25 protein-coding genes are annotated in these 21388 nt (G+C 42.5%); 7 read left to right on the top strand and 18 right to left on the bottom strand.

What is annotated here, in order from left to right; genetic code table 11:
* Nucleotides 1–20 precede the first annotated feature (20 nt).
* Entirely contained in the window at nt 21–392 is a 372-nt protein-coding gene (locus F565_RS0114455; RefSeq protein WP_020213953.1) for a hypothetical protein, read from the top strand.
* A 130-nt stretch (nt 393–522) separates the two neighbouring features.
* On the opposite strand, the gene F565_RS0114450 is transcribed toward F565_RS0114455, so the two are convergent.
* From F565_RS0114450 to F565_RS0114415, 8 genes are all read right to left on the bottom strand, one after another.
* Complete coding sequence (locus F565_RS0114450; protein ID WP_020213952.1) at nt 523–768, bottom strand: hypothetical protein; 246 nt, start codon at nt 766–768, stop codon at nt 523–525.
* A gap of 1 nt (nt 769) precedes the next feature.
* A complete protein-coding gene (locus tag F565_RS0114445) occupies nt 770–1009 on the bottom strand; it encodes a hypothetical protein (protein WP_020213951.1) in 240 nt (79 codons plus the stop codon).
* Between the two features lie 58 nt (nt 1010–1067).
* Nucleotides 1068–3965 carry a hypothetical protein gene (locus F565_RS0114440; protein ID WP_020213950.1) on the bottom strand — a complete coding sequence of 966 codons (2898 nt, stop codon included), beginning with the start codon at nt 3963–3965 and terminating at the stop codon, nt 1068–1070.
* The gene (locus F565_RS0114435; protein ID WP_020213949.1) at nt 3965–4252 is read right to left on the bottom strand and encodes a hypothetical protein; all 288 of its coding nucleotides are present in this window, start codon (nt 4250–4252) and stop codon (nt 3965–3967) included. The genes F565_RS0114440 and F565_RS0114435 overlap by 1 nt, the downstream gene beginning before the upstream one ends.
* A complete protein-coding gene (locus F565_RS0114430) occupies nt 4249–6507 on the bottom strand; it encodes a hypothetical protein (RefSeq protein ID WP_020213948.1) in 2259 nt (752 codons plus the stop codon). The genes F565_RS0114435 and F565_RS0114430 overlap by 4 nt, the downstream gene beginning before the upstream one ends.
* An 825-nt stretch (nt 6508–7332) precedes the next feature.
* Nucleotides 7333–8487, bottom strand: a complete 1155-nt coding sequence (locus F565_RS0114425) for a hypothetical protein (RefSeq protein ID WP_020213947.1) — start codon at nt 8485–8487, stop codon at nt 7333–7335.
* Nucleotides 8484–8939 (bottom strand): hypothetical protein, encoded by a 456-nt coding sequence (locus tag F565_RS0114420; RefSeq protein ID WP_020213946.1) that lies wholly within the window; start codon nt 8937–8939, stop codon nt 8484–8486. Before F565_RS0114420 ends, F565_RS0114425 begins: the two co-directional genes overlap by 4 nt.
* A complete protein-coding gene (locus F565_RS0114415; RefSeq protein ID WP_020213945.1) occupies nt 8932–9381 on the bottom strand; it encodes a hypothetical protein in 450 nt (149 codons plus the stop codon). Before F565_RS0114415 ends, F565_RS0114420 begins: the two co-directional genes overlap by 8 nt.
* 348 nt (nt 9382–9729) lie before the next feature.
* Between F565_RS0114415 and F565_RS0114410 the strand changes: the two genes are divergently transcribed.
* Nucleotides 9730–10563, top strand: a complete 834-nt coding sequence (locus F565_RS0114410; RefSeq protein WP_020213944.1) for an AbiJ-NTD4 domain-containing protein — start codon at nt 9730–9732, stop codon at nt 10561–10563.
* Between the two features lie 285 nt (nt 10564–10848).
* On the opposite strand, the gene F565_RS0114405 is transcribed toward F565_RS0114410, so the two are convergent.
* The 3 genes from F565_RS0114405 to F565_RS21690 form a co-directional block, all read right to left on the bottom strand.
* On the bottom strand, nt 10849–11385 hold the full coding sequence (locus tag F565_RS0114405) for a hypothetical protein (RefSeq protein WP_020213943.1): 537 nt from the start codon (nt 11383–11385) through the stop codon (nt 10849–10851).
* A 297-nt stretch (nt 11386–11682) separates the two neighbouring features.
* Complete coding sequence (locus tag F565_RS0114400; RefSeq protein ID WP_020213942.1) at nt 11683–13008, bottom strand: phage terminase large subunit; 1326 nt, start codon at nt 13006–13008, stop codon at nt 11683–11685.
* Nucleotides 12992–13513 carry a hypothetical protein gene (locus tag F565_RS21690; RefSeq protein ID WP_020213941.1) on the bottom strand — a complete coding sequence of 174 codons (522 nt, stop codon included), beginning with the start codon at nt 13511–13513 and terminating at the stop codon, nt 12992–12994. Before F565_RS21690 ends, F565_RS0114400 begins: the two co-directional genes overlap by 17 nt.
* Nucleotides 13514–13765: 252 nt before the next feature.
* Between F565_RS21690 and F565_RS0114390 the strand changes: the two genes are divergently transcribed.
* Complete coding sequence (locus F565_RS0114390) at nt 13766–14257, top strand: hypothetical protein (protein WP_020213940.1); 492 nt, start codon at nt 13766–13768, stop codon at nt 14255–14257.
* Between the two features lie 682 nt (nt 14258–14939).
* Here the strand turns inward: F565_RS0114390 and F565_RS0114380 are convergent.
* The 7 genes from F565_RS0114380 to F565_RS0114350 form a co-directional block, all read right to left on the bottom strand.
* Nucleotides 14940–15404, bottom strand: a complete 465-nt coding sequence (locus F565_RS0114380) for a hypothetical protein (RefSeq protein WP_020213938.1) — start codon at nt 15402–15404, stop codon at nt 14940–14942.
* Between the two features lie 15 nt (nt 15405–15419).
* Nucleotides 15420–15554, bottom strand: a complete 135-nt coding sequence (locus F565_RS23320; protein WP_020213937.1) for a hypothetical protein — start codon at nt 15552–15554, stop codon at nt 15420–15422.
* A gap of 268 nt (nt 15555–15822) precedes the next feature.
* Nucleotides 15823–16239, bottom strand: coding sequence for a hypothetical protein (locus tag F565_RS0114370; RefSeq protein WP_154652618.1), 417 nt, complete (start codon nt 16237–16239; stop codon nt 15823–15825).
* Between the two features lie 43 nt (nt 16240–16282).
* Nucleotides 16283–17131: a DUF1376 domain-containing protein gene (locus F565_RS0114365; RefSeq protein WP_020213935.1), complete on the bottom strand. Its 849-nt coding sequence runs from the start codon at nt 17129–17131 to the stop codon at nt 16283–16285.
* Nucleotides 17131–17379, bottom strand: coding sequence for a hypothetical protein (locus F565_RS0114360; RefSeq protein ID WP_020213934.1), 249 nt, complete (start codon nt 17377–17379; stop codon nt 17131–17133). The genes F565_RS0114365 and F565_RS0114360 overlap by 1 nt, the downstream gene beginning before the upstream one ends.
* Before the next feature lie 317 nt (nt 17380–17696).
* Complete coding sequence (locus F565_RS0114355; protein WP_020213933.1) at nt 17697–17951, bottom strand: hypothetical protein; 255 nt, start codon at nt 17949–17951, stop codon at nt 17697–17699.
* 374 nt (nt 17952–18325) lie between these two features.
* A complete protein-coding gene (locus tag F565_RS0114350) occupies nt 18326–18661 on the bottom strand; it encodes a hypothetical protein (protein WP_020213932.1) in 336 nt (111 codons plus the stop codon).
* Nucleotides 18662–18785: 124 nt separating this feature from the next.
* Here F565_RS0114350 and F565_RS0114345 point away from each other — a divergent pair, with 124 nt between their 5' ends.
* From F565_RS0114345 to F565_RS0114325, 4 genes are all read left to right on the top strand, one after another.
* Complete coding sequence (locus tag F565_RS0114345) at nt 18786–19520, top strand: helix-turn-helix transcriptional regulator (RefSeq protein ID WP_020213931.1); 735 nt, start codon at nt 18786–18788, stop codon at nt 19518–19520.
* Nucleotides 19521–19544: 24 nt separating this feature from the next.
* The gene (locus F565_RS0114340) at nt 19545–20015 is read left to right on the top strand and encodes a DUF6934 family protein (protein ID WP_020213930.1); all 471 of its coding nucleotides are present in this window, start codon (nt 19545–19547) and stop codon (nt 20013–20015) included.
* Nucleotides 20016–20017: 2 nt separating this feature from the next.
* On the top strand, nt 20018–20170 hold the full coding sequence (locus F565_RS22885) for a hypothetical protein (RefSeq protein WP_020213929.1): 153 nt from the start codon (nt 20018–20020) through the stop codon (nt 20168–20170).
* 560 nt (nt 20171–20730) lie between these two features.
* Nucleotides 20731–21171, top strand: coding sequence for a hypothetical protein (locus F565_RS0114325; protein ID WP_154652617.1), 441 nt, complete (start codon nt 20731–20733; stop codon nt 21169–21171).
* Nucleotides 21172–21388 lie beyond the last annotated feature (217 nt).

Here is a 21388-nt window from a genome sequence, read left to right as displayed (position 1 = left end):
CGGAAACCCCACCTGCCGTTTTGCAAAACCTGCCGGCATTAAATGCGTGGTCCATATTTTTTCAGGGGCATGGCATAACCCTTTACAGCCGCAACGCTGCCACAGTACCCGGTACAAACAACAGCGATTATATATACCTTAAAAGCTATCCCGAAATTTTTGAGATGGAGCGTAAACTATTTGCCGAATGGTTTACCACAACCCCAACCGGAATTTATTTACAACAACAGCATAGTAACGCACAGTCATGGCAGCTGGTTTACATAAACTATAAAGATGTACAGCTTACAATTGTTAAAACAGACATACATACAACAGGATGGAGTTCTGGCTATGAAGATGGTAAACCAATACTTGTTATAAAAGGAGAAGCGAATATTGTTTTAGGGTAAGGGTAAAAATTCCAAATCACAAATAACAAATTATAACTAAACATTGCGACTGCGACTGCGACTGAACACTGATTACTGTATACTGGATACTGAACACTGCGACTGAACACTGAATACTGAACACCGCTCACTAACAACCTTCCATAAAAGCAATAATGCTAAACATACTACGGTCACTTATATTATACATTGCGGCAGTAATACCTGCGGCTTTTGTTTTTTTAGGTTTGCCGTGCTCTTTACAGAGCAGTTGGGCTTGTTTTAGGTAAGCCTCATAATACACCTTCCAGTCCAGTATATGTACCGGTATAAGGCTTTTGCCCATGAGCTTTATAAAGTTATCACCCAGGCTTGTTATTGTTTCATACCGCGTCATGCTACCATTTATGTATTGGGCAAATATCTGTACTGCGCACTTTTGCGCTAAGCGGGCATTTGCAAATGTTGCAATACGCACCCTCAATTTCTTTTAAGCTATCGTTTATAAATGCGAGCAGTTTACCCTGCCGGGCGTGGGGGCAGGAGGCACAAAGGGCTGCCCTTTGTTGTGCAACGGTATTGGTAACCTCGCTTTTAGCCAGATAGTTTTTCCAGCCTGATAAAATATGTTGAACCATTTAAATGATGATATTTTCCTCACAAATCGTAACAATAATTTCTATACAATGTATTTGCTTAAAAATTAGCCGCATCCCGTACCTGTATATAACTGTTGCCGCGGGCTATAATATCCTGCACCGCCACAACCGGCGCAGGTATAGCCCTGTTTGCCATAGCAATTTTTGAGGCAAGCTCGTCTATGTTTAAAGAGGGCTGCGCTACATCGCGCGATACGATGCCTCCGCCCGCAAAATAGTTGGGCGTGCTGCTGCCCCCCGCCGGGAATGCATTGTTAAACGCCATAAAGTGTGCCGCCGCATTGCGGTTCATAACACCTATAAGTTCGCCCTGCTCGGCTTCAAAGCGGGTCCCATCGGCACCGGTAAAAAGTGTGCCGCCGTTACTGTGGCGGTTACCGCCTATGTTAAACAGCGCACCTTTCTGGGCCTTAGGTGTTTTAGTAGATGCTATTTGCTTAACCGCTTTTAACCCGGAAGCTACAACCATAGCCGTACTGGCAATTTTAGCCGGCGTTGCAAAAGGCTCTGGCAAAACACTATCAGAAGCCCATACCTGTGTAACACCGTTATACGTGTTCATGGTGGCCTCTGCAATGGCGGCTGCCTTACCTGCCGCCGTTTTTTTGCCTAAAAGCTGCGACACGTTACCAAACATAGACGCGTATTGCGAGACTATGGCAGTATTTTTTGCCAGGTTTATGTCTTCATCATTTTTGGCATGCTCTTTCTCTGCAATGGTAACGCTTTCATTATACTGGTCCAGGGTTATTTGCTTTTTATCAAGCTGGTCTTTTAGCCCGGTAAGCTCTGCACCATACCTTGTCTCTTCTGTAATCAGGTCTGCGTCATATTTTGTTTGCGCATTGGCAATATCAATTTTGTTTTGCGCATCTAACTGGCTGGCTTTTCGCGATTTTTCCTGATTATCAAGAGCCTCTCGGTTTGTATTTGCAGTATCGGTATATTCTTTATCGAGAGCGGTTTTTTGAGTAATGTACAGTAAATCCTGCTCACTAAGTTTTTCATTATTTATACGTTTTGCCTCAATAACATCGGCATTGGTTTTTAGCGTTGCCTGTAGCTCCTTATCCTTAGCATCCTTAATGTATTGCAGCCTTTTTTCTTCCTCTGCAATAATCTGTTCTGTAAGTTCTTCACTGGCTTTAATTTTTGTTGGGTTTTGTGCAATGTACAGCTCCAGTTCTAAATGGGCATACCTGGCAGTAGCATCGGCAACAGCTTTAGCATTTTCTATTGTAATGGCTCCCCGGGCAATTTGCAAATTAAGTGCATCGTTAGCCGTTTTTTTAGAAGCGTTAAATTCTGACTGCGCAATTGCAAGCTTTTTGATCCTGAGCTGCTCTATAAATTCGAGTTCGCCGCTAAGCGATTTTGCCTTTTCTCCCTGCAATTGTACATACATGTCCAGCTCCAGCTTTTGCTTTTGCAAAGCATCAGTAACAAGTTGCTGCCGGCGTGCTTTTTCTTTTTCGGCAGCGGCATCCTTAATCGCTGTCAAATTATTTTGCAAATCCTTTTCGCCACTTGCATACTGCGCGGCAGCATCATTACGTTTTGCCACCATATCTGCAAGCTCATTTTTTTCTGCATCGGTAATGCCATTTTCCTGCTGTTTTAAAGTAAGGAGTTCAATCTCTGTGTCTAACCTGTCCAGCATTAGTTTATTATGCTCTTTTGCAGTAGCTATAGCGGTAGCAGCTGCTTTTTCGCGCTGGGCAAAGGTGGCATTAGTATCGTTTGCCGTAGTATTTTGCCTATCGAGCTCTATAGAGAGTTCGCTGTTGCGCTTAGTATAATCTGCCATGCCCTTATCCAGTTTTTTTTGCAGCTCGTCTATTTTTTGCCCCCTGCTATATGCCTCTTTTAAAAAAGCTTCGGTTTCTTTTGCGGCTCCGGCAATTTTATCGCTAATATTGTTAGTACCAGTTGCTACTTTACCAAGCGCATCTAACGCGGTTTTTCCTGCCTCGGCAAATTTGCCCTGAAAAACCAGTGCTATAGATTTCCCTAAGTTAGGCAGCAGCTCCAGCATTCCCATAAAGCGGTTTACTATCTGGTCTTTTACAAGATTACCAAAAGCTGTTATGGACTTTTGAGGATTTGTAAACGCATCTGCCAAATATTTACCTACGTTTTGAAACACTCCCATGAGCGCGTTAAATACCGATTGTAGGGGGCGGGTTACTGCAGTTACCTTATCTATACCTTCCTGCGTGTCTTTAAAATAACTTACCAGTGCGCTTACAACAATACCCACGGCGGCTATAACTGCACCAATGGGAGTAGCAATAAATGCAAGCGATGATTTTGTCATGCCCATTATTCCCTGAGACATCCCCTCAAAAGCACCTTTAAGCATAGGCCCGGTGCCACCTGCTTCCTGTGCGCGGCTTATAAAACCACCAAGCCCGCCGTTAAAAATATTAATGCTGGCAAAACTTTCGGTTACCTGGTCTTTGTAGTCGCTAAATGTTTTTACCTGCTCATTAGTGCTTTCTGCACTATTTGCCATCAGTGCTTCGTTTGCCGAGAGCGATTGGTTAAGGGAGTTTATGGCATTGGCAGCATCTGTAGCGTTTTGTACGTAACCGGTTGTGGCGGCATCTGTCTGGGCAATACTATCGCTAAGGTTTTTGTGGGCTGTTGCAGTTTCTTTAAGTGCTTCTATAACTTCGGCCTGTACATCGGCAAGGTTATGGTTATTGGTTACCTGTGCTTCTATAGCTTTATTTTGATCTTCGAGCTGCTTAGTAAGGAGTATCATGTCCTGTTTCATTTGCGCAAACTGACCGGAGGTGTCTTCGCCCATTTCCACAAGTTTTTTAAGCTCTGTATTTATAGCTGTAATAGCCTCTACAGATTGCCTTGCTGCTGCTACAAGCCCTTTAATATCAATATCAAGTTGTGCCAATACTATTTTTTGGTTTGCCATTAGGTTACAATTAAAGTTAAAATATTACTGTCAAGGCTTATCTTTTTATCTTTTGTGCCCACGCCCAGCGTAAGGGTGTAAGTGCCGGGCAGGGGGTAGGTTACCACATATTCATAATTAGATATTTTAGTAACCACACCCGTGGCATGTAGTGTAAAGCCGTAAACGTCCTGATTATACAACGTGTTTAGCCATACGGTTACGGGTGTGTTTACGGCAACTTCCTGCTTAGTGATGCCAAAGCCAAAATCTATATTTGGGGGTATGTTTTTAAGTTGCTGTATCATGGTATTGCAATTGAAACGGTGTTAGAGTACCGGATAACACTACTGTTTGCATAATCGTAGCTGCTTATCCTGAAATAATTAGTGCCACCGGCTAAGCGCGTGGTCGTATACGGGCTGCTTAAATTTTCTGAAGTTGTGCTGTAACTTACCCAGCTAATGCCATCTGACGAATGTTCTATAACACACGGGTAATTTTCTATAGCCCGCGTAAAGTAAAGTATAGCCCTGAGTCCGCCCGTTCGCGCTATGCCTGTAAGGGTAAAAATAACAGGGATAACCTCTGGCGGTGGTGTGCTGTAAGCTACCTGAACCAGCTCGCATTTAGTAACCCTGCCGGATATGTAATTGTTTACCTTGTTTAAAATGTAGTAGTTAGCAAGCTGCTCTATGTAATACAGCTTTGTAAAATCAAGGTTGGCAATGTCGGCATCCGTAAGCCAAAGGTCGGCCGTTACCAGTACTGCGTTATTAAGCAATGCCTGCAGCGGCGAGTAAAACCTGCTGATTATATCTTTAAAACTAAGGCCGCTATAGGTTTCGCGATAGTGTGTATTTGTAGGGTTATTAAGGCTGCCCAAAATATCTGAAACCACATTTATAGTGCGCGATACCTGCCGCGATTTTAAAAAGTAATAGCGCTTATCTAACGATTTGTAAGTTATGGCAGGCTCATCGGGCTGTGGGTCTTCTGCAATTTCCTTTTCCCAAAGCTTGTACACATTGCTGTTTTCGCCCAGGTAGACAGTCGGCACCCGTTCCGGACTGTATATTTTAGATTTTATAACGTCGCGGGTATCGGGCAGGTTTACATTTGCTATGTTTATGCCCCAGTCGTTATGCGTGCTTTCTTTATCATTGTAGGTGTACGTAAAACGGTTGTTCTGGGCGTAGGTGCCAAAAATGTAGTTCTCCTGTGTTTTTTTACTGAACTTTTTGCTCCAGTTTACAACCGCTGCTCCCTGCAACTGTTCCTGTAATGTTAAAAAGCGGTAGTTGTTGCTAAACGTATCCTTATACATGGTAAGCCCAAAACGGTGTACCACCTCGTTAAGAAAATCCTTCACGGCAAAATCGGTAAGTACTTCGCTAAAGTCAATGCTTTCGGGGTCTAACCGCACAAGCTCTATAGTAAGTTCATCGGCATACCAGTCTTCGTTAAGTTCATAACTATCGGTACCCTGCCCGCCTATGATGGCACAAATACTGTCGGTAGCACTTAGCTGAAAGGGGTTAGACGTAAACTCAAAATCTTCGCCGTATGCTAAATAAGGCTGCCCGTTAAATACATTTATAATATTATTGCCTGTTTGGTACGCCTGAAGGGTATCGCAATTTTTGCCGAACCTTATAAAACTGTCTTTGTGTATGCCTGCATTGCCATCGCGGTGCCCATAGAGTTTGCCCTTTATAGTAAGCTTGTAAGATGCCGATGCCACTACCTTTAGATGGATGCCCCCAACATTGCTAAGCCACATCGGCTGGTACTGCTCTGTAGTTATAAACTTGCAGTAGTATATTTTACGGATGCCGAAATTGTTTCCGTTGCTTTGTATAAAGTGGTAGTCGCTGCTTTTAAAAAGCGGAATATCGTTTGTATCGCTGCGCACCTGCCCCTTAGGGAACGTCATGTACAGCTGCTTAAAATCGGGCGAATCAAATATAGATCCTGTGGGCTGCACGTTGTTATTGTACCTCTCAAAGATCTTTTTCCAGAGCCACGCCACACTTACCGATGGTACCAGGTAATCTATGTTTACGCGGTTACTGCCTGTTTCATATTGACCATTGTTGCCGTTATAATCGGCAAGGATATAGCGGTAAGGCACATTTGCGCCCCACGAGTTTATTACCCCCTGTACCGATTTGTTGTGTACAAGTTCTTCCAGCCCAACGTCGTTCAGCGTTTTGTTCTCTATAGCCTTGTACAGCTCTATAATACCGTCGTAAACAACAGCCTCATAACTATCGCCGCCATCTGTAATTACCGCCCAGCCATTATATACAAAGCATTCGCCTGATGCACTGTACAGCGAGCAGTCGTTTTTTTGGTACGGCACCGCCGAGTTGTTGCCCACAAGGGTTAAAAACTGCATAATGCGCAGGTTGTTAGCCGTTTTAGGCAGGCTGAATTTATTAGTGTACCCCGCCTGCCGGTTATCAAGGCTGTTAAGGTCGTTTACCTGTTTGGTCTGGGCAATAACGGTACCGGCATCAACATCTGCCAGTTGCCCGTTAATGTATAATAGTAGTGCCAAAGGTTTTTGTATTGGAAGAAATATTAATGTTGGAGGTTTTATGTCCGATGTCCGAAGCCTGTGTACAGGAAACGCAGATTAACGCGCATTTTTCTTCACATTAGAGTGTAGCTGGCTCCCCTCTTGAGAGGGGTTGGGGGTGTGTTTCTGCATACCCATTAGTCCTCACCCCTCCCGATAGCTATCGGGACTCTCCGAAGGAGAGGGAGCAGCTACACTCAAATGTCTTTAGTTATAGATTAGCCGTTATTCTACTTAATTCTTGTCGAACTGTACCCGTTCGTTGGCTCCCCTCTCCTTCGGAGAGGGGCTGGGGGTGAGGACTTTTAGCGGAATTATTTGTAGCTGGCTCCCCTCTCCTTCGGAGATCAGAGCTCCTGCCGATTTACTCAAGCGGATTTTTATGACCGAGTGTAGTTAAGGCCTTTAACTTCGTTGCGTAAAGCAAAATATAAGATGAGGCGTTAAGGAAGATTTGCTGTTTGAGCGTAGCGAGTTCAAATCTTTTAGCCAAAGCTTCTATTTTGTAGCATAAGAAGTTGGAGCCTTGAATTTTTGTTTCTTTTGTTTCAAGACAAAAGAAAAGATAACACACCCCTAACCCCTCTCAAGAGGGGAACAGCCCCCAACACCGTAATGAGCACGTGAAAAAAAGAGTGATCTTTACAAGCACAGCTTAGGGCAGGAGTGTAGCTGGCTCCCCTCTTGAGAGGGGCTGGGGGTGTGTTTTCTTCCGAGTGAAGCTCAATCTACTATCTATTATCTATTATCTATCATCTATTATCTATCATCTATCATCTATTATCTAAAATCTACATTCTAAAATTAAAGAGTCTGCGTAAACCGCACCGGCAACTCCACATCAAAAGTAAAATTAGTAAGCGGCTGACGTGGGTTTTTAATACGTGCCGATGTGGTTTTAAGCGACACCTCTACCCAGTCGCGGTAACTGTTGCGGGCGTAGGGCTGACCGGTAAAAAGGTAAATTTTTGGCGAATCGAGAATGCCCTCAACAATGCGGCGTTCGTTTTCGGTAAGCAGTTCGGCAACAATTTTAAGGGTATCGCTGCTCTCTTTACCTATCTGGATGGTACGGCCAAAAGAGTCTTCGGGGTTATCATTATCGCGATCGAGCTCGCCCAGTTGTTTGGTGCTGCGGTCTATGCTGCAGGTATCTTCAAACAGCCAGTAGCTGTAACCGCCCAGGGCGTTGAGCCATTTAAGGTAAATGCCGCTTTTGTATGGCACTTTATCGAGCGTTATAAAAACATCATTTTGAGACGGTTCGGCTGCGCCCAAAATATGCAGGCTGTTATGCCCGTCGGCTAATGGCAGTACATCTTCCAGCGTTTCATCATCATCGCCATCGCTTAACACCATCCTGAAAACCAACCCCGGAACCGTAAACTGCTGCGAGAGCAGGTTAGTAGTATTGTTAACCCTAAATACTGCATTAGGCGAATATACAGAAACATCAAAAGGGTAGCCCTGCCAGTATTTTATGTGCCAGCCATTGCCCGCTGCCTTTGCAAGCGGACTAAGTATATACATACTGTTGTTGCTAAGCGGTGTGTAATTGCCCGGTTGTGCTGCACCCGCAAGCCAGGTTAGGGTATGGGTAACGTTTTGGGTGCTGTCGTTACTAAAGGTAATGGTTATAGATACATCCATTTGCAGCAGCGTGCCGGCAGTGGCATTATAAATAAAGGTATCGGGATTGGTACGGTCTAAAACGGGCTGTAGGGTATCTTCAAAATTGCGGGTGTTTATTAATGCCGACACATACGGCTTAAAGTTGAAAAAGAACGACCCATCGGGAGCGGGGTACAGCGTAACATTAACATTGGCCGACGCGTTGCTGCCCATTATGGTGCAAAATTTTGCAGCCAGTGTGTTGTCGCTGTAAAACCGGATGACATCGTTATTATAAGCCAGCCGCAGTTTTGTTTCTTCTATAGGTTTCGTGAAAATTATACTCATAAGGCAGCTTGTTTTAAGTAGTTTATAATTTGAGATGAAAAATCGGTAACATAACTTTCACCCACTTTATCCAGTATTTGCTGAATCCTTTGCGGTGTAACCACAGTATCTATAATAGTGTTGCTGCCTTGTTTAGGCTTCCACCCGTAGCGGGCAATTTTTCGGGCAATAAGAAAGGCAAGGCTGCTCACGGTCATGTTGTTTTGTAGCCGTGCGGCAATGCCCTTTTTTATGATCCATGCCTCTATAGCCTCGCTGGGCGGTGGTGTTCCCGGGGCACGCCCATTTATGTAATTGGCAGCGGTAATGCTGTAGCCGTTGGGTGTGACTTCAACCTTAACCGTATCTGCCCAATTGCCCGTAACCTGCTGCCCACTGGCCTCATAAGCCGTAATAATATCTGCCCTGAGCAGTTCAAATTCTGCAGCGAGGAGTTGGCTGGCATCACTCATAATTCACGGGGAATTTAATGCGGTAACTGCACAAAAGCCCGTCCATATTAGCATCGAGCGCATCGGTAACGTCTATGTTATCCCACTGCGAAACCTCTGCATCAAGGCACGCCAGCGTGTTGCCAATATCCTGAAAAACGGTAAGCAGCGGTGCTATGTTCAGGGTATATTTAGACGTTTCTTCGCTGCCCCTTTCGGCAAAATACTGCTGGTCGAAGTCGGCATGCTTAACCAAAAAGAATTTACCCTCATAAGTAGCTGCCGTGATTTTTGTACCCGATGTATTGTATTCGCTTTTACGGTTGGTAAACTCATGCAGCAGGAAAATCTTATCGGGTTCGAGTGTGCCGTCCAGTAGGTTAAGGGCAGCTTTCTTGCCGTAATGATATGCCAGGTTTTTGCTAAGCGCAATGTCCTGTAGAATGCGTACTATATCTTTCATAAAGAGTTGATTTGGTTATTTGTTTGTAGTTGATTTGAATTGAAGGGAACGCGGATGACGCGGATTGAAAGCGCAGATTAACGCGGATTTTTTTTAGACTGCTTTCTTCACGTGTGAGTGTAGCTGGTTCCCCTCTTGAGAGTCCCGATAGCTATCGGGAGGGGTGTGTTATTTATAAGAAATATTAATGGAACGCGGATGCCGCAGATGCTGCGCAGTCGCGGATTAACGCCGATTTTTTTTCAGGGTACTTTCTTCACGTGTGAGTGTAGCTGGTTCCCCTCTCGAGAGGGGTTAGGGGTGTGTTAAATTAATCTCTATATTTACAGTATAACTAATTACAACCCAATGAGATTTTCGCAACGTATAGGTAAACGCCCGGTTAAAACTGTTTTACAAGTAGAATCTATCGATGATGACTTAAAAAACAGATTGTGGAATGAAATTTTACAATCTGTTTTTAACAGATTATCAGAGACTAGAGATTTTAAAAAAAATAGTGCCAAAGGGAAGTTTCTTTTGCTTATTTGGAAAGAATTCTTTGGATTTGCAATTGATAAAATACCTCAGCTGTCAACAGATATAGTTTCCGAACATCATACCATACAATTTATTAGAGTTTGGTTTTTCAAGGCAGAGTGGTTTGAAATATATGACTTCATCGAATTTCTCGCGGAATTATCACATGATTTTGCTCAATCGTGTAACGAAGCTTTAGAAAAAGAAGTTGCGGGTTATCGAATTATTAATGGTAAAGTTGTTCAAATAACATCTGAAGAAGAAGTGCAGGAAATTGAAGAAGCATTGGTTGATAATGACCAATTGAAATCGGTTAACACTCACCTTAGAGCCGCACTTGATTTTTTAGCTGATAAGAAAAATCCTGATTATCGTAATTCCATAAAAGAATCTATATCTGCAGTTGAGTCAATAAGTTTAAAAATTGGAGAAAATCCCAATGGTAAATTTGCTGATGCGTTAACTGCAATTGATAAAAAGATACAATTGCATGGAAGCCTTAAAAAAGCTTTCATGGCACTTTACGGCTACACGAGCGATGCTGGAGGTATAAGACATGCACTTAGTGATGAAGATGTAACACCAACTTTCGAAGATGCCAAATTTATGTTGGTTACCTGTTCAGCTTTCATCAATTATTTAAAAGCAAAAGCAAGTTTATAAACAACACACCCCTAACCCCTCTCGAGAGGGGAACCAGCTACACTCATACCCGCTTAAAAGTGTATAAAAGAAGGCAACAGAGATTCCTCATTTCCGCTGCGCTGCATTCGGAATGGAACCACACTCCACTGTGCTTACTCACGCTTAACAATTATCCTAAAAAAATCCGCGTTAATCCGCGACTGCGTAGCATCCGCGTCATCCGCGTTCCATTTCTGCAAACCAGATCACTGAAAACTGATCACTGAAAACTGACGATTAAATTGCAAATTCCCCCTTTGGGGGTTAGGGGGCCTGCAATTTCCCATACTCAGCTTCCACTTCGTTTTGGGTTTTGGTCTGGGCAAGGAGGTTAAAGATCTCGCTATAGGGTTTTCGGCCGAGGTCGAAAGGGTATTGCCCAAACAGCTTGCCCAGTTGCAGCAGCGGAAGTGTGTCGCCGTAGGGTTTCAGTTTATCGGCACCCGCCATTTCCCACAGGTGGGTATCGGTGTTTTGCGTGGCGAGCAGCTTGTTTTCGGTGGCTATTATGCGCTCAAACTCGGCTATCATAAATTTCCGTGCCGCAAAATACTCTATAACCGTTGCCTTCCAGAAGTCTTTTTCGGGCACTTCAAAGCAAATCTCAAACAGCTGCTGTATCCCCTGCCAGCTATGTACCTTTGGCAACAGCCTTATGCAGTATTTTACATTGGCATAGGGCATCTGGTTTACGTTCATTTGCCTTTTGGTGAAGTGGTTCTTTGGGTTTAAGTGGGTTAATACATCGTAGGGCGCAGGGTCTTTAAGGGCGGTGTATTGTTTAAGGGTGATGTTTTTCATGAACGTGGATTTGTTTATTCGAAGATTCGGTTATAGTTTTTACCATAAGCGCTGTTGCGCCACAAAGGTTTTCACAAAGAGCACAAAGCTGTATGTTATAGACACGGGAGATAACAAGTTATCTTACCAAGAGCACAAGGCTTTAGATTTATGGGTTTGATAGTAAAAATGCGTAAGGATGCGATTTTCCATATTGATTATCAGATACAACTTTGTGCTCTTAGTAGCTTGGAACAAGCCTAACCCATGCAGCGTTGTGCTCTTTGTGAAAACTATTGTGTACTTTGTGGTAAAAAACTATCCAACCCGTACTTTTGTATTAAACGTTTTTCGCAAGGCAAACCAGTACCGCATCATGATGCTGTCCCACTCATCGGGGCTGCGGCCTATAAGCTCTTTAATACGGTCTTTCGGGATAATGCCCTGGCGGCCGTCTTTGTCGATATCCTTGAGCTTAACCTGTTCCATCTCTTCGGCGGTGGTTTGCTTTACGGCATCATTATCGCAAAGTTCACCAGCCAAACGGTTGGTAATCATCTCAGCCATTTTAATGGAGCACTGACTCTTAAGGTTGTCATAGTTGGGCTTAATGTACGTGCTGCCCTCCAGCATTTCGAGCGGCGAGGAGTTATTTACAAAACCCTTGCATTTAAGAAAGTCGACCACGCCGCCACCCACGCCATCTTCGTCGGCTACAATGTTAGAAAGGGCAATGCCGTAGCGGGTTTGCAATATTTTTGCCCGCCCCACAACCTCATCGAGTCCGCTTTTGGCAATGCTTTCCCGCGCTATGCACACCCACCCGTGCCAAATGCGGAACACCGTTTTGTCGCGGCCTTTACGGGCAACATCAATCGTCATAAATTTAAGTCCGGCAGGGGAAAGGTGCGAGGGGTTAAAATAGTCGGCAATGCTGTCGTTGTCCATCAGCGTTGCAGGGTCGTCGTCATACTCCCAGTTGCCGTAATACAGGCGTTCGCGGCTGTTTTTATCGAGCCGTAAAAGCGACTGTAAGTAACTGGGGTGCAGGTGCGGGTTATCAGTCGGCAGGCTCTGAATGAACCGCCTGTGCACTGGCAAAATACCATCGCGCTGCGGTTTGTAAAACTCTTTATATGCCCAGTTTTTGGCAGGGTTGCAGGAGCCCAGCATTTTAGGGATAAGGCCATATTGGGTGAGCTTGTACCTAATGCGGCTCTTTACAATTTGCCAGGCATGATAGGCCACCTGGTTGCATTCGTCTATAAAGGCACCGCTGATTTCGAGGGAACCAAGGCTGTCGAAATTTGGGTCGGAAGGGTAGGAGAACAGGTCTTTAAGCAGTATCTGGCTGCCGTTGTTAAACTGAATTACATGCTCTACCGACCTGTATTTAAACTGGTTGCCCAGCCGTAGCAGCGTAGCCTGCTCAAAAAATGTGTTGAGCGTAGTCTCCTTTAGTGTCTTCAGTTTCGACCGACCCATAAGCCAGCGCGTGCCGGGATATTTCTGGCACATTTCGATTAGCCAGAGGCAGCCCAGGGCACTCTTGCCGCCACCTGCTGCACCGCCATAGAGCACCTCTTCGGTTACCGAATCTTTTAAGTAAAAGACGGCGTGCTCCTGTTTAACCAGCAGTTTCATCTATAAGCGGGTTTTGGCCGGAGCCCAAATTGAGTGTTACGGCACCGGGAGCTGCCTCATCGCTATCGTCGTACTTCTCGTTCCACTGTGCCGGATTCCTATTCCGCAACCAGAACTGCTGACTACGAAAGTCGGCCGGAATGTGCTTCTCGACCTCTACAATTTCTATGCGTTCTTTTTCAACGCGTTTTCCGTTCCCGTCATAATAAATTTCCTTACACTTAATGGCCTGCCGCGTGGTAATAACCCTGTCTACCGTGGCCTGGTACAGCGAATGCGCCACCTCCATATCGGCCTGCCGTTTGCCGCGGTTAAGGGCATCGGCAAACTCCGGGTGGTCTTTTTTCCAGCGCGCAAGCATGCGCCGGCTTACGCCAAAAAACGTTGCCAGGTCCTGCTCTGTTAATCCCAGCAGCGTAAGTTTTGTTGCTTGCGCCGCATAGGTTTCGCTATACTCTTTTTGTGTGGTTTTATGTATGACGGAAGCTGTTACTGCTTCGTTCATTTTTTAAGGGGTAAGGAAATATTATACATATAGATCCATCTTGAAATTAGACGGCATACTTATTAACAAAATAAACGACTTATTAACAACCATTATTTAGATAATTTAAGTTAAAACATTACTAATCAATGATTTATATTATTTAATGATGTTTTTTTGTATAAAGAATTTGACATAGAAAACACAGCCGATAAAACGTCGTGTTTTACGTATTTAAATTAAGCTTACATTTGTTATTCAAGAGATTAACATATGGACATCCTAAATGATTTAATACAAAAAAGAAACAATCTTCTTAAGCAAGTTGAGGCTATAAATCTGGTTTTAAATTTGTATGACCACAAGGAGGGTTATGAGTTTAAATCTGGATTAAATGAAATACAAATTACAGATGAAATCTCAAGTCATGATTTCCCTCGTAATGCGAGAAAAGAAAAACAAATCTTGTGGATTTTTGAAAATGTTTTGAAAAAAGGTTCGAAAATTAATGACGTGCAAGATAATTACAACGCGTTAACAGGCACTGCGAAGAATAAGCAAATTAAAATAACAAATATTGTTAGACATTTAAAGAGAAGTGGAGAGCTATCAGCAGTTAAATATAATAACCAAAACAGACTTTGCTTTTATGGTCTACCATACTGGATTCAGGGAAATGATTATAAACATGAATACCAGCCAAATCAAGACTTATTACCGGTAATAGTTTCTTCAGAAATTATTGCTGGTGACCAAACGCTCTAAGGCACATGCCTTAAATAATCTCTTCGGAGAGGGTCAAATGTAAAGCCCCTAAATACTAGAGATATCTAAGGGCTGGTAATGAAGTAAAACGTCGAATCTTAAATCATTTACAATGAGAAAAGTAATAGTAAGAACTGTACCTGTTAGAGTACAAGTTAAAAGAACTGTTTCTGTGAGAACTACAGTAACTGTGAGAAGAGTTAAGTAAATATAACTCTTTTCGTTAGGGTCTAGAACAGCCTCATTAACTGTAATAGATTTGGATTAATATTCCAAAACCTAACAAAAAGCAGCCAATGACCGTCAAATATATAACGGTTGAAAGTTTAAGTACTGTGCTCATTTGCAGAGATATTAAACAAATCATGGTTGCTTTAAAGCCTACTTGTTTCCGCAAGTAGGCTTTTTTTATTGTGTAAATATACACAAATGTATACATTTTTAGATATATATATATTCATTTTTGGATATTTTTGTATTGGTATCTTGTTTGTATTTCTTATTTTTCGTTGTATTTTGTTTATTCCCTGCATATCTATCGAGTTATTTGCCGGCGTGGGAGGATTGCTTATGGCATTTGTATTTGATATTATTATAGCGAGTCCTCCATGTCAATATCTTTTTAATCAACTGAACTACAACGCTTATAAACTTATCCGTAATCTCAAAAAACAAACTATCCTTACTTATTAAGCCTCATCAATTCATTCGCAATGCTATTTATAGCTTGCTTATTATGCTTTTTAGAAAACAGGTGGATGTAGTGGTTACCGTTAACCGGGTCTTCGATAATAATCTTCTCGTTAATGTAGTCTTCGTTGTTTTGCTTTTCGAACATCTTTACAAAAAGCTGGCTTCGGTATGCCTGGTTCAGTAAATCAGGATTTCGCTTTTGTATGGGTGCAGAATCGCAGTAGCAGTATAAAATTACATTGTGCAGTTCTACATAGTTCCTTATACAACCTGCTATTTGAAATAATGTTTTAGCATTATTAGTTTGATTAGCAGAGATAACCAATTCTATAGTAACATCTACAACAGGAATTGCTATATCATGCGGAATGACCTCTGGATTAAATTGTGAAAATCTCACGAGATACTCGTGACCTTCTTTAGTTGTAAACGGAAAATCCTGATTTAAATCCATTAAATAGCAAACAACTTACTTTTTAGGAAAGTACTTGTCCCAGTTGTCGCGCAGCTCCTTTTTAGTCGCTTCTTTATCGGCTGCAAGTTTGCGCACAAACTGCAGAAGCTTTTCTGAAGGGTTTTTTATATGTAAAGTAGTGGTTTTCATATAGTGCAAAGATAATTAATTTTTTAATGCAAACATGCTTTTGCGACGGTCCATAACACATTTGCGTCTGTAATATTGAATTTTACAATTACTACAAGGCTCAGCAACCCTGCTGTACCTCCATGTTACACTATGTCAAAGAACGAACTACTGAAGGGCTTCGTTATTATCGAGATTCTTCGACTACGTTACACTCCGCTCAGAATGACAGGCTCCTGCAAACTGCAACTGATCACTGAATACTGAATACCACGACTGCAACTAAAAACTAACTCTTACTACTCAACCCTCCCCATATCCTCCTCAGGTTACTGCTGTAGTTAAACGTGTCGCGGGAGGCAAAGTCGGCGTGGTCGCGCTGACTCTCCAGTTCGGCTAAGGAGCAGCGGTCGTCAAAGTACTGGCGAAAGAACGTGAGCACTTTTTGTACCGTAAGGCTCTCGTAAAACTCGCCATACTGCCCGCTTATTATCTTGCGGAACAGGTAGGTAACATCGCTCATTTTTAGCGATCCATACAGGTTAATAACCTCGGTGGCGCAGTGCTCTATCTGGTCTTCGGTCATGGGTTTGTTCAGGTTCAGCATGTCGTTAAGGTACACGAGCCAGCCCATGACCAGGGCTGCAGAAAATTCTTTCCCGTTTTCGCGGTTTATGGCCGCCAGCGTGGGTGCTGTGGTGTTCATTGCCGCGCTAAGGTTTGTAAGCTTGTGCGCATGCAGCATACAGTTATTTGGACTGTAAACGGTTAGCAATCTTTCTTTTGAAATCGTCGCTGTAGCGCACTTTGCCTTTGCTGGCAGCAGGTTTTGTTGCATCGTGTTTTAGTTCAAAAAATCCTTTCCAGCCCTTGCCCATGCTTTGGTGCAGTATGGCTATGGCCGTTGTTTCGCTGGTGTGTGCCAGGGTGCCCAGTTCGGCAAGGGCGGCCTGCTCGCTCTCGGCACTGCGGTAGGTAAAGTTATGCTCGGCAAGGCGGTACCGCTTCCAGGCCTGCCACTGGTCTGCAAATTCTGCGGAGGCGAAAGGCGGGATAACCTCACCCCCAACGCCAACTACATTTGCCGAAGTGAGATAGCCTGCCCCGTTTGGTTTTTCTCCCATACCCTCTTTTCCTTTTTCAGCTTCAATTATATTTTCTTTTTCATTCTCTCTTTCATTTTCATTTTCTAAAGGCTTTTTTTGGGTTTTAGTTGGGTTTTTAGGTTTAATCTCTTTAAAATTTTTAGCTGTAACAGTAGCATTTACAGCACCTTCAGCTAACTCTTCTTTTCTTGGCCTACCGCCTTTTTTACCGTTTTCGGCTTGTTTTTCTTTGTATTGCGCACGTTTTTCGCGCTCCATTTCTAAGCGTTTGTTAAACAGTACGCCATCTTTTTCTATAAATTTATCGCTAATGCATAGCCACACACCATCCCAACCGGAACCCAAAATACTGCCAAGCCTATTTTTGGGTATTCCCAAATTTACCCACTGGTAAGCAAGCAGTTTTATAAAGGCACCGGTTTCCTGACAGGAAAGATGCAGTGTGCCCACTAAAAAATCCTGAGCATAAAAGGGAAAAGCAGGATCTTTCATTACACCCTCGCTATATGGTCTATGATCACGTTGTTGTACGTACCCTTAGATCCGCAAATATGAAATTCCAGCTCGGCTACATCGCCGGGGAGCATGTCACTTAAGAGCTCTATTTTTGTGCCAAGAGCCGATGGGTAAAACATCCTGCCGGTTTCCTGTTCAAAATGCAGCTGCTGCACCGCAGTGCCCAGCTTGGTGGTTTTTATATCGCCTACGGCAGTAATAATGCCTTTTATTTTGTAGTTCATTTTTTATTGTTTTTTTGTTGATGTGTAGATTTGGTTATTTAGAATTACCGCAAAATATTGATGCTCTGTAATTCTGAGCGAAGTGCAACGTAGTCGAAGAATCTGTTTGCTTAAACACTTCTAAACCCTATAAAGAGGGAGCAGGCTACATTTCTGCCGATTTTGTCCTCACCCCCAGCCCCTCTCCGAAGGAGAGGGGAGGAGCTACACTCTTACCCTTAAGCTTGAGTAAGCGGATTTGATGTTCCGCCTGAATTCACCTCTTGTTTGGATAGGGGTTAGGACACTGCAAACTGTAAACTGAGACTGCTTACTCTTTACTGTACACTGCTTACTCCCTGCGCCACAAGGTTGTTGTACTGTATGCCGCTGTTCTTGCTTATTTTACCTTCAAGGGTTACGGCTACCTGTATCTCGTCGTTTTCTTTGTAGGCATCAAGGTCGTCCATGCGGCGGCCGCGAAATTCTACAAAAGCCCTTTGCCTGCCATCGGGCGCCAGGGTTACTACTTTTTTTTCATGACCGGCGGTGTTGCGGTACTCAATGCTCTCAATTGTTCCTGTAATTGTCATTTGTTTAAGATTAGCCCCCTAACCCCCAAAGGGGGAATTCCATACAGTGCGCGCCAGCCACATGTATTCTCTCAATAGGGTTAGAGGATGTGTTATTATTACAAATATTGTTTCAAAGATTTTAATGTTGAGTGAAGTGCAACGTAGTCGAAGAATCTCTATTCCGTTAAAACACACCCCTAACCCCTCTCAAGAGGGGAACCAGCTGCACTCATGCCGGTCCCGATAGTTATTGGGACTTTCCTTCGGGTAGGCGGGCAGCTGCACTTGTATTGCTAAGGTTTGAGTTCCCCTTTCTTTCGGAGAGGGGTTATGGGAGAGGACTCATTGCTCACTGCGACTGAAAACTGTGACTGCTCACTAATCACTATAAACTACTCCGTAATGGTAAACCGCCTGTCGCTGTTAAACTGCATAATAGCACGGGTTTCGAGGGCTTTAAATTCGGGCGAAATAAAGTAGCTGCCCATTGCTAATTGCCCGTTGTTTGTTTTTAATTGCCTGTTGTCTGTTGCCAATTGCTCATTTAAACCTTTCAGTTCCTCAAAAAGCTGCCTTAGCGAGCGGTTTATTACACACAGGTTGTAATGCAGCTGTGTGGTATTTTCCACTTCAAATATCGAACGCCCAGAGGCTAAGTAGTGGTTATAAGAAGCTTTTATTGCACTTAGTTCCACTATTTCTTTGGTTACGTGTTGTTTGTTACGCATTTGTTTGTATCTTTGTGAAGTATAATGCAAAATTAAGTGTAATATTCCACTTTGCAAAATCATTTTGAGTTTATTTTTTCACTTTGATGTGAAATTTTTTCAACCGTTGGCTAAAGTTTTGATTATGGAAGGATTAGAGATTAAACAGAAGCGCGAAGAACTTGGGCTAACCCAAAAGGAATTAGGTGACCTTATAGGTGCCAGCCGCGAGACTATTATTAATTATGAGAAGGGCAGGCCTATACCAAGGAGTAAAAGTGAAATATTACACAAAGTGCTGGAGCCTGCTGTTGCTTATAATAAAGTAGTGGCTAACGAGGAAATTGTTAGCGTGGTAGATGATTTTGAAAATAAGAACGGCAACCGCTTTATACAGCTGCCCAACGGCCAGTACTACATGCTTATGCCCCTTGCCGAGTTTAATGTTCAGGCAGGTTTTTTGAGCACCTACCAGGATGCCGACTTTTTGATGGATTTAAGTCAGCATGGTATCCTTGTAGATAAGCCTGTACAGGGCCGCTACGTGGCATTTCGCGTAAACGGCGATAGTATGGACGATGCCAGCTCCCGCGCCATTACCCGCAATAGCGTAGTGAGTACCTGCGAGCTGCAACGCCACCACTGGAACGGTAAGCTGCGCTACCGCGATTTTCCGTATTGGGTTATTTACACCACGCAGAGCAAAATGCCGCTACTTAAAGAAATTATAGAACATAATACCGAGGAGGGCTACATTACCTGCCACTCCCTTAACGACAGCCCCGAGTTTACCGATTTTAAACTGCATGTAAACGACATACAAGCACTCTTTTATGTTATAGATGTAAACAGGACGGTAGGGAAGAAGAGTTTTTATTAGTAAGTTGAAGATTAAGTTGGTGTAATGAATTATCCTAAATATAATTTAGCAACTAATACAGATGCTACCGTTTTTGAGTTTGTGAGCGAAGGCACCAAAGGCACTATTGTAAAAGCTATTGTTTATACGGTTACCGACAGCGAAATGGTTTATAACCTTGGCTTTGGAGATAAAATTATTCTTGATGAAGAGACGGGAGAAATTGATGTTGATGATAGTGTTATAAGCGATAATGGCGATAGGGATATGGTATTAGCTACCGTTGCTAAATCGGCCTATATATTTACTGAAATATATCCCGAAAGGGCGCTCTTTTTTATGGGTAGCACCGTTTCAAGAACCCGGCTGTACAGGATGGCAATTTCGAAGAACTTTGAAGAAATTTCGAAAACTTTTAGTATCTTTGGTGCTATACTACAGGTAGATGGAGGAATTGTAGATGTACCGTTTGACTCTAAAACTGATTTTTACGGATTTTTGATTAAAAGAAAATAAATATGGCAACAACAAAAAAGAAAGCACAACCTATAGTGCCTAAAGAAACCTCGACAGTTGTTATAGATAAAAAACTTGACAAGATAAAAAGTGTCAGGTTTACATCTGGCAAAACCGAAGAGCTTAAAAAACTTACTTTCAAAGTAAGTTTTTAATACTAAGATATATATCAAGCCTCATTATTGAGGCTTTTTTTATTAAACATTTTTACAAATATACCATCCATCGTTTGTATTAACTTTAAGGGTTTAAAGTATATTTTTTATTAAATTTATGACGAAAGTAAAAGCATATTATTTTAAAATTTCACTCGTAGCAATAGTTTTCCTGTTGGGTTTTACATTTATATTCGAACAGATAGATGATACAAGTTTCCAAAATAAAATAATAAGTATTGTACTTATTATTGCCTTTCTATACTTTTTAGTAAGATTCATAAGTAAGTTAGCAAATGCCGGGAAATAGACTGCTTCGTGCCTCGCAGTGACAGTGCGTGAATAAAACATACTATACCCGTCGTATCATTCTGAGCGAAGTGCAACGGAGCCGAAGAATCTCTAATGAGAATATGTCTATTACACAAAGAAAACATATACGCATAAGAGAACGGCCATGTATCAATCTGAACAGAGTGCAACATAGGGTCTAATATTGTTCTGTATAGTTTCCCTGTGCTAACTGCATTAATTTATATATTTACTTCTATAATTTAATAATGATGATAAAGGCACAGCTAATTGTATTATTCCTGTTGGTTTCATTTTCGGCACGCAGTCAGCAAAGTTGTCTGGAAAAAAGTAGCATTGCAGGAAATTTTTACAAAGAGGATAATTATATTTATAGTGGAATTGTTTTAGGTGAACTTAAACTTTATCTTGAAATAGATGAGGTTGCCGGTAACCAAAACTATATCTCTATAAAGATATCAGATGAAAACAGGATACCTCTTGCCGGGGCAACCTGTAGCCTTGTAACTCAGACAAGTTCTAAAAATTCTACCTACAAAGTAAGGAAATTATTAGCTGTCACTAACAGTGAGGGGAGGGTCCAGTTACTTAAAAAGGATATACAAAACCTGCTGCTTTCTATCCATTACCCCAGTTTTAGTACCAAAATATTAGATTGCAAATTGTTACTAAACTGCTTAGAGCAATAATTAACTCAGTAAATACCTGACCTATTGAGATATGTTATTGTGAGGCATGGAACATAGCTATTACACAAAGTTTCGCAAAGAAAGCATATACGCACACAAAGAGAACGACCGCGTGTCATTCTGAGCGAAGTGCAACGTAGCCGAAGAATCTCTAATGAAACATTATAATTATTACACTAAGAGAGTAAAGCATAAACTAATCAACGCTTGAAATCAA

It is taken from the genome of Flavobacterium rivuli WB 3.3-2 = DSM 21788, assembly GCF_000378485.1.
Taxonomy (GTDB): Bacteria; Bacteroidota; Bacteroidia; order Flavobacteriales; family Flavobacteriaceae; genus Flavobacterium; species Flavobacterium rivuli.
Note: the sequence above shows the minus strand (reverse complement) of the source record. Positions and strands in the feature narration are given on the sequence as shown.

Bases quoted from the DNA above. Each gene is read 5' to 3' on its own strand.
- F565_RS0114450 (WP_020213952.1), bottom strand. From the start codon at position 768: ATGACGCGGTATGAAACAATAACAAGCCTGGGTGATAACTTTATAAAG.
- F565_RS0114445 (WP_020213951.1), bottom strand. From the start codon at position 1,009: ATGGTTCAACATATTTTATCAGGCTGGAAAAACTATCTGGCTAAAAGC.
- F565_RS0114440 (WP_020213950.1), bottom strand. From the start codon at position 3,965: ATGGCAAACCAAAAAATAGTATTGGCACAACTTGATATTGATATTAAA.
- F565_RS0114435 (WP_020213949.1), bottom strand. From the start codon at position 4,252: ATGATACAGCAACTTAAAAACATACCCCCAAATATAGATTTTGGCTTT.
- F565_RS0114425 (WP_020213947.1), bottom strand. From the start codon at position 8,487: ATGAGTATAATTTTCACGAAACCTATAGAAGAAACAAAACTGCGGCTG.
- F565_RS0114420 (WP_020213946.1), bottom strand. From the start codon at position 8,939: ATGAGTGATGCCAGCCAACTCCTCGCTGCAGAATTTGAACTGCTCAGG.
- F565_RS0114415 (WP_020213945.1), bottom strand. From the start codon at position 9,381: ATGAAAGATATAGTACGCATTCTACAGGACATTGCGCTTAGCAAAAAC.
- F565_RS0114410 (WP_020213944.1), top strand. From the start codon at position 9,730: ATGAGATTTTCGCAACGTATAGGTAAACGCCCGGTTAAAACTGTTTTA.
- F565_RS0114405 (WP_020213943.1), bottom strand. From the start codon at position 11,385: ATGAAAAACATCACCCTTAAACAATACACCGCCCTTAAAGACCCTGCG.
- F565_RS0114400 (WP_020213942.1), bottom strand. From the start codon at position 13,008: ATGAAACTGCTGGTTAAACAGGAGCACGCCGTCTTTTACTTAAAAGAT.
- F565_RS21690 (WP_020213941.1), bottom strand. From the start codon at position 13,513: ATGAACGAAGCAGTAACAGCTTCCGTCATACATAAAACCACACAAAAA.
- F565_RS0114390 (WP_020213940.1), top strand. From the start codon at position 13,766: ATGGACATCCTAAATGATTTAATACAAAAAAGAAACAATCTTCTTAAG.
- F565_RS0114380 (WP_020213938.1), bottom strand. From the start codon at position 15,404: ATGGATTTAAATCAGGATTTTCCGTTTACAACTAAAGAAGGTCACGAG.
- F565_RS23320 (WP_020213937.1), bottom strand. From the start codon at position 15,554: ATGAAAACCACTACTTTACATATAAAAAACCCTTCAGAAAAGCTTCTG.
- F565_RS0114370 (WP_154652618.1), bottom strand. From the start codon at position 16,239: ATGAACACCACAGCACCCACGCTGGCGGCCATAAACCGCGAAAACGGG.
- F565_RS0114365 (WP_020213935.1), bottom strand. From the start codon at position 17,131: ATGAAAGATCCTGCTTTTCCCTTTTATGCTCAGGATTTTTTAGTGGGC.
- F565_RS0114360 (WP_020213934.1), bottom strand. From the start codon at position 17,379: ATGAACTACAAAATAAAAGGCATTATTACTGCCGTAGGCGATATAAAA.
- F565_RS0114355 (WP_020213933.1), bottom strand. From the start codon at position 17,951: ATGACAATTACAGGAACAATTGAGAGCATTGAGTACCGCAACACCGCC.
- F565_RS0114350 (WP_020213932.1), bottom strand. From the start codon at position 18,661: ATGCGTAACAAACAACACGTAACCAAAGAAATAGTGGAACTAAGTGCA.
- F565_RS0114345 (WP_020213931.1), top strand. From the start codon at position 18,786: ATGGAAGGATTAGAGATTAAACAGAAGCGCGAAGAACTTGGGCTAACC.
- F565_RS0114340 (WP_020213930.1), top strand. From the start codon at position 19,545: ATGAATTATCCTAAATATAATTTAGCAACTAATACAGATGCTACCGTT.
- F565_RS22885 (WP_020213929.1), top strand. From the start codon at position 20,018: ATGGCAACAACAAAAAAGAAAGCACAACCTATAGTGCCTAAAGAAACC.
- F565_RS0114325 (WP_154652617.1), top strand. From the start codon at position 20,731: ATGATGATAAAGGCACAGCTAATTGTATTATTCCTGTTGGTTTCATTT.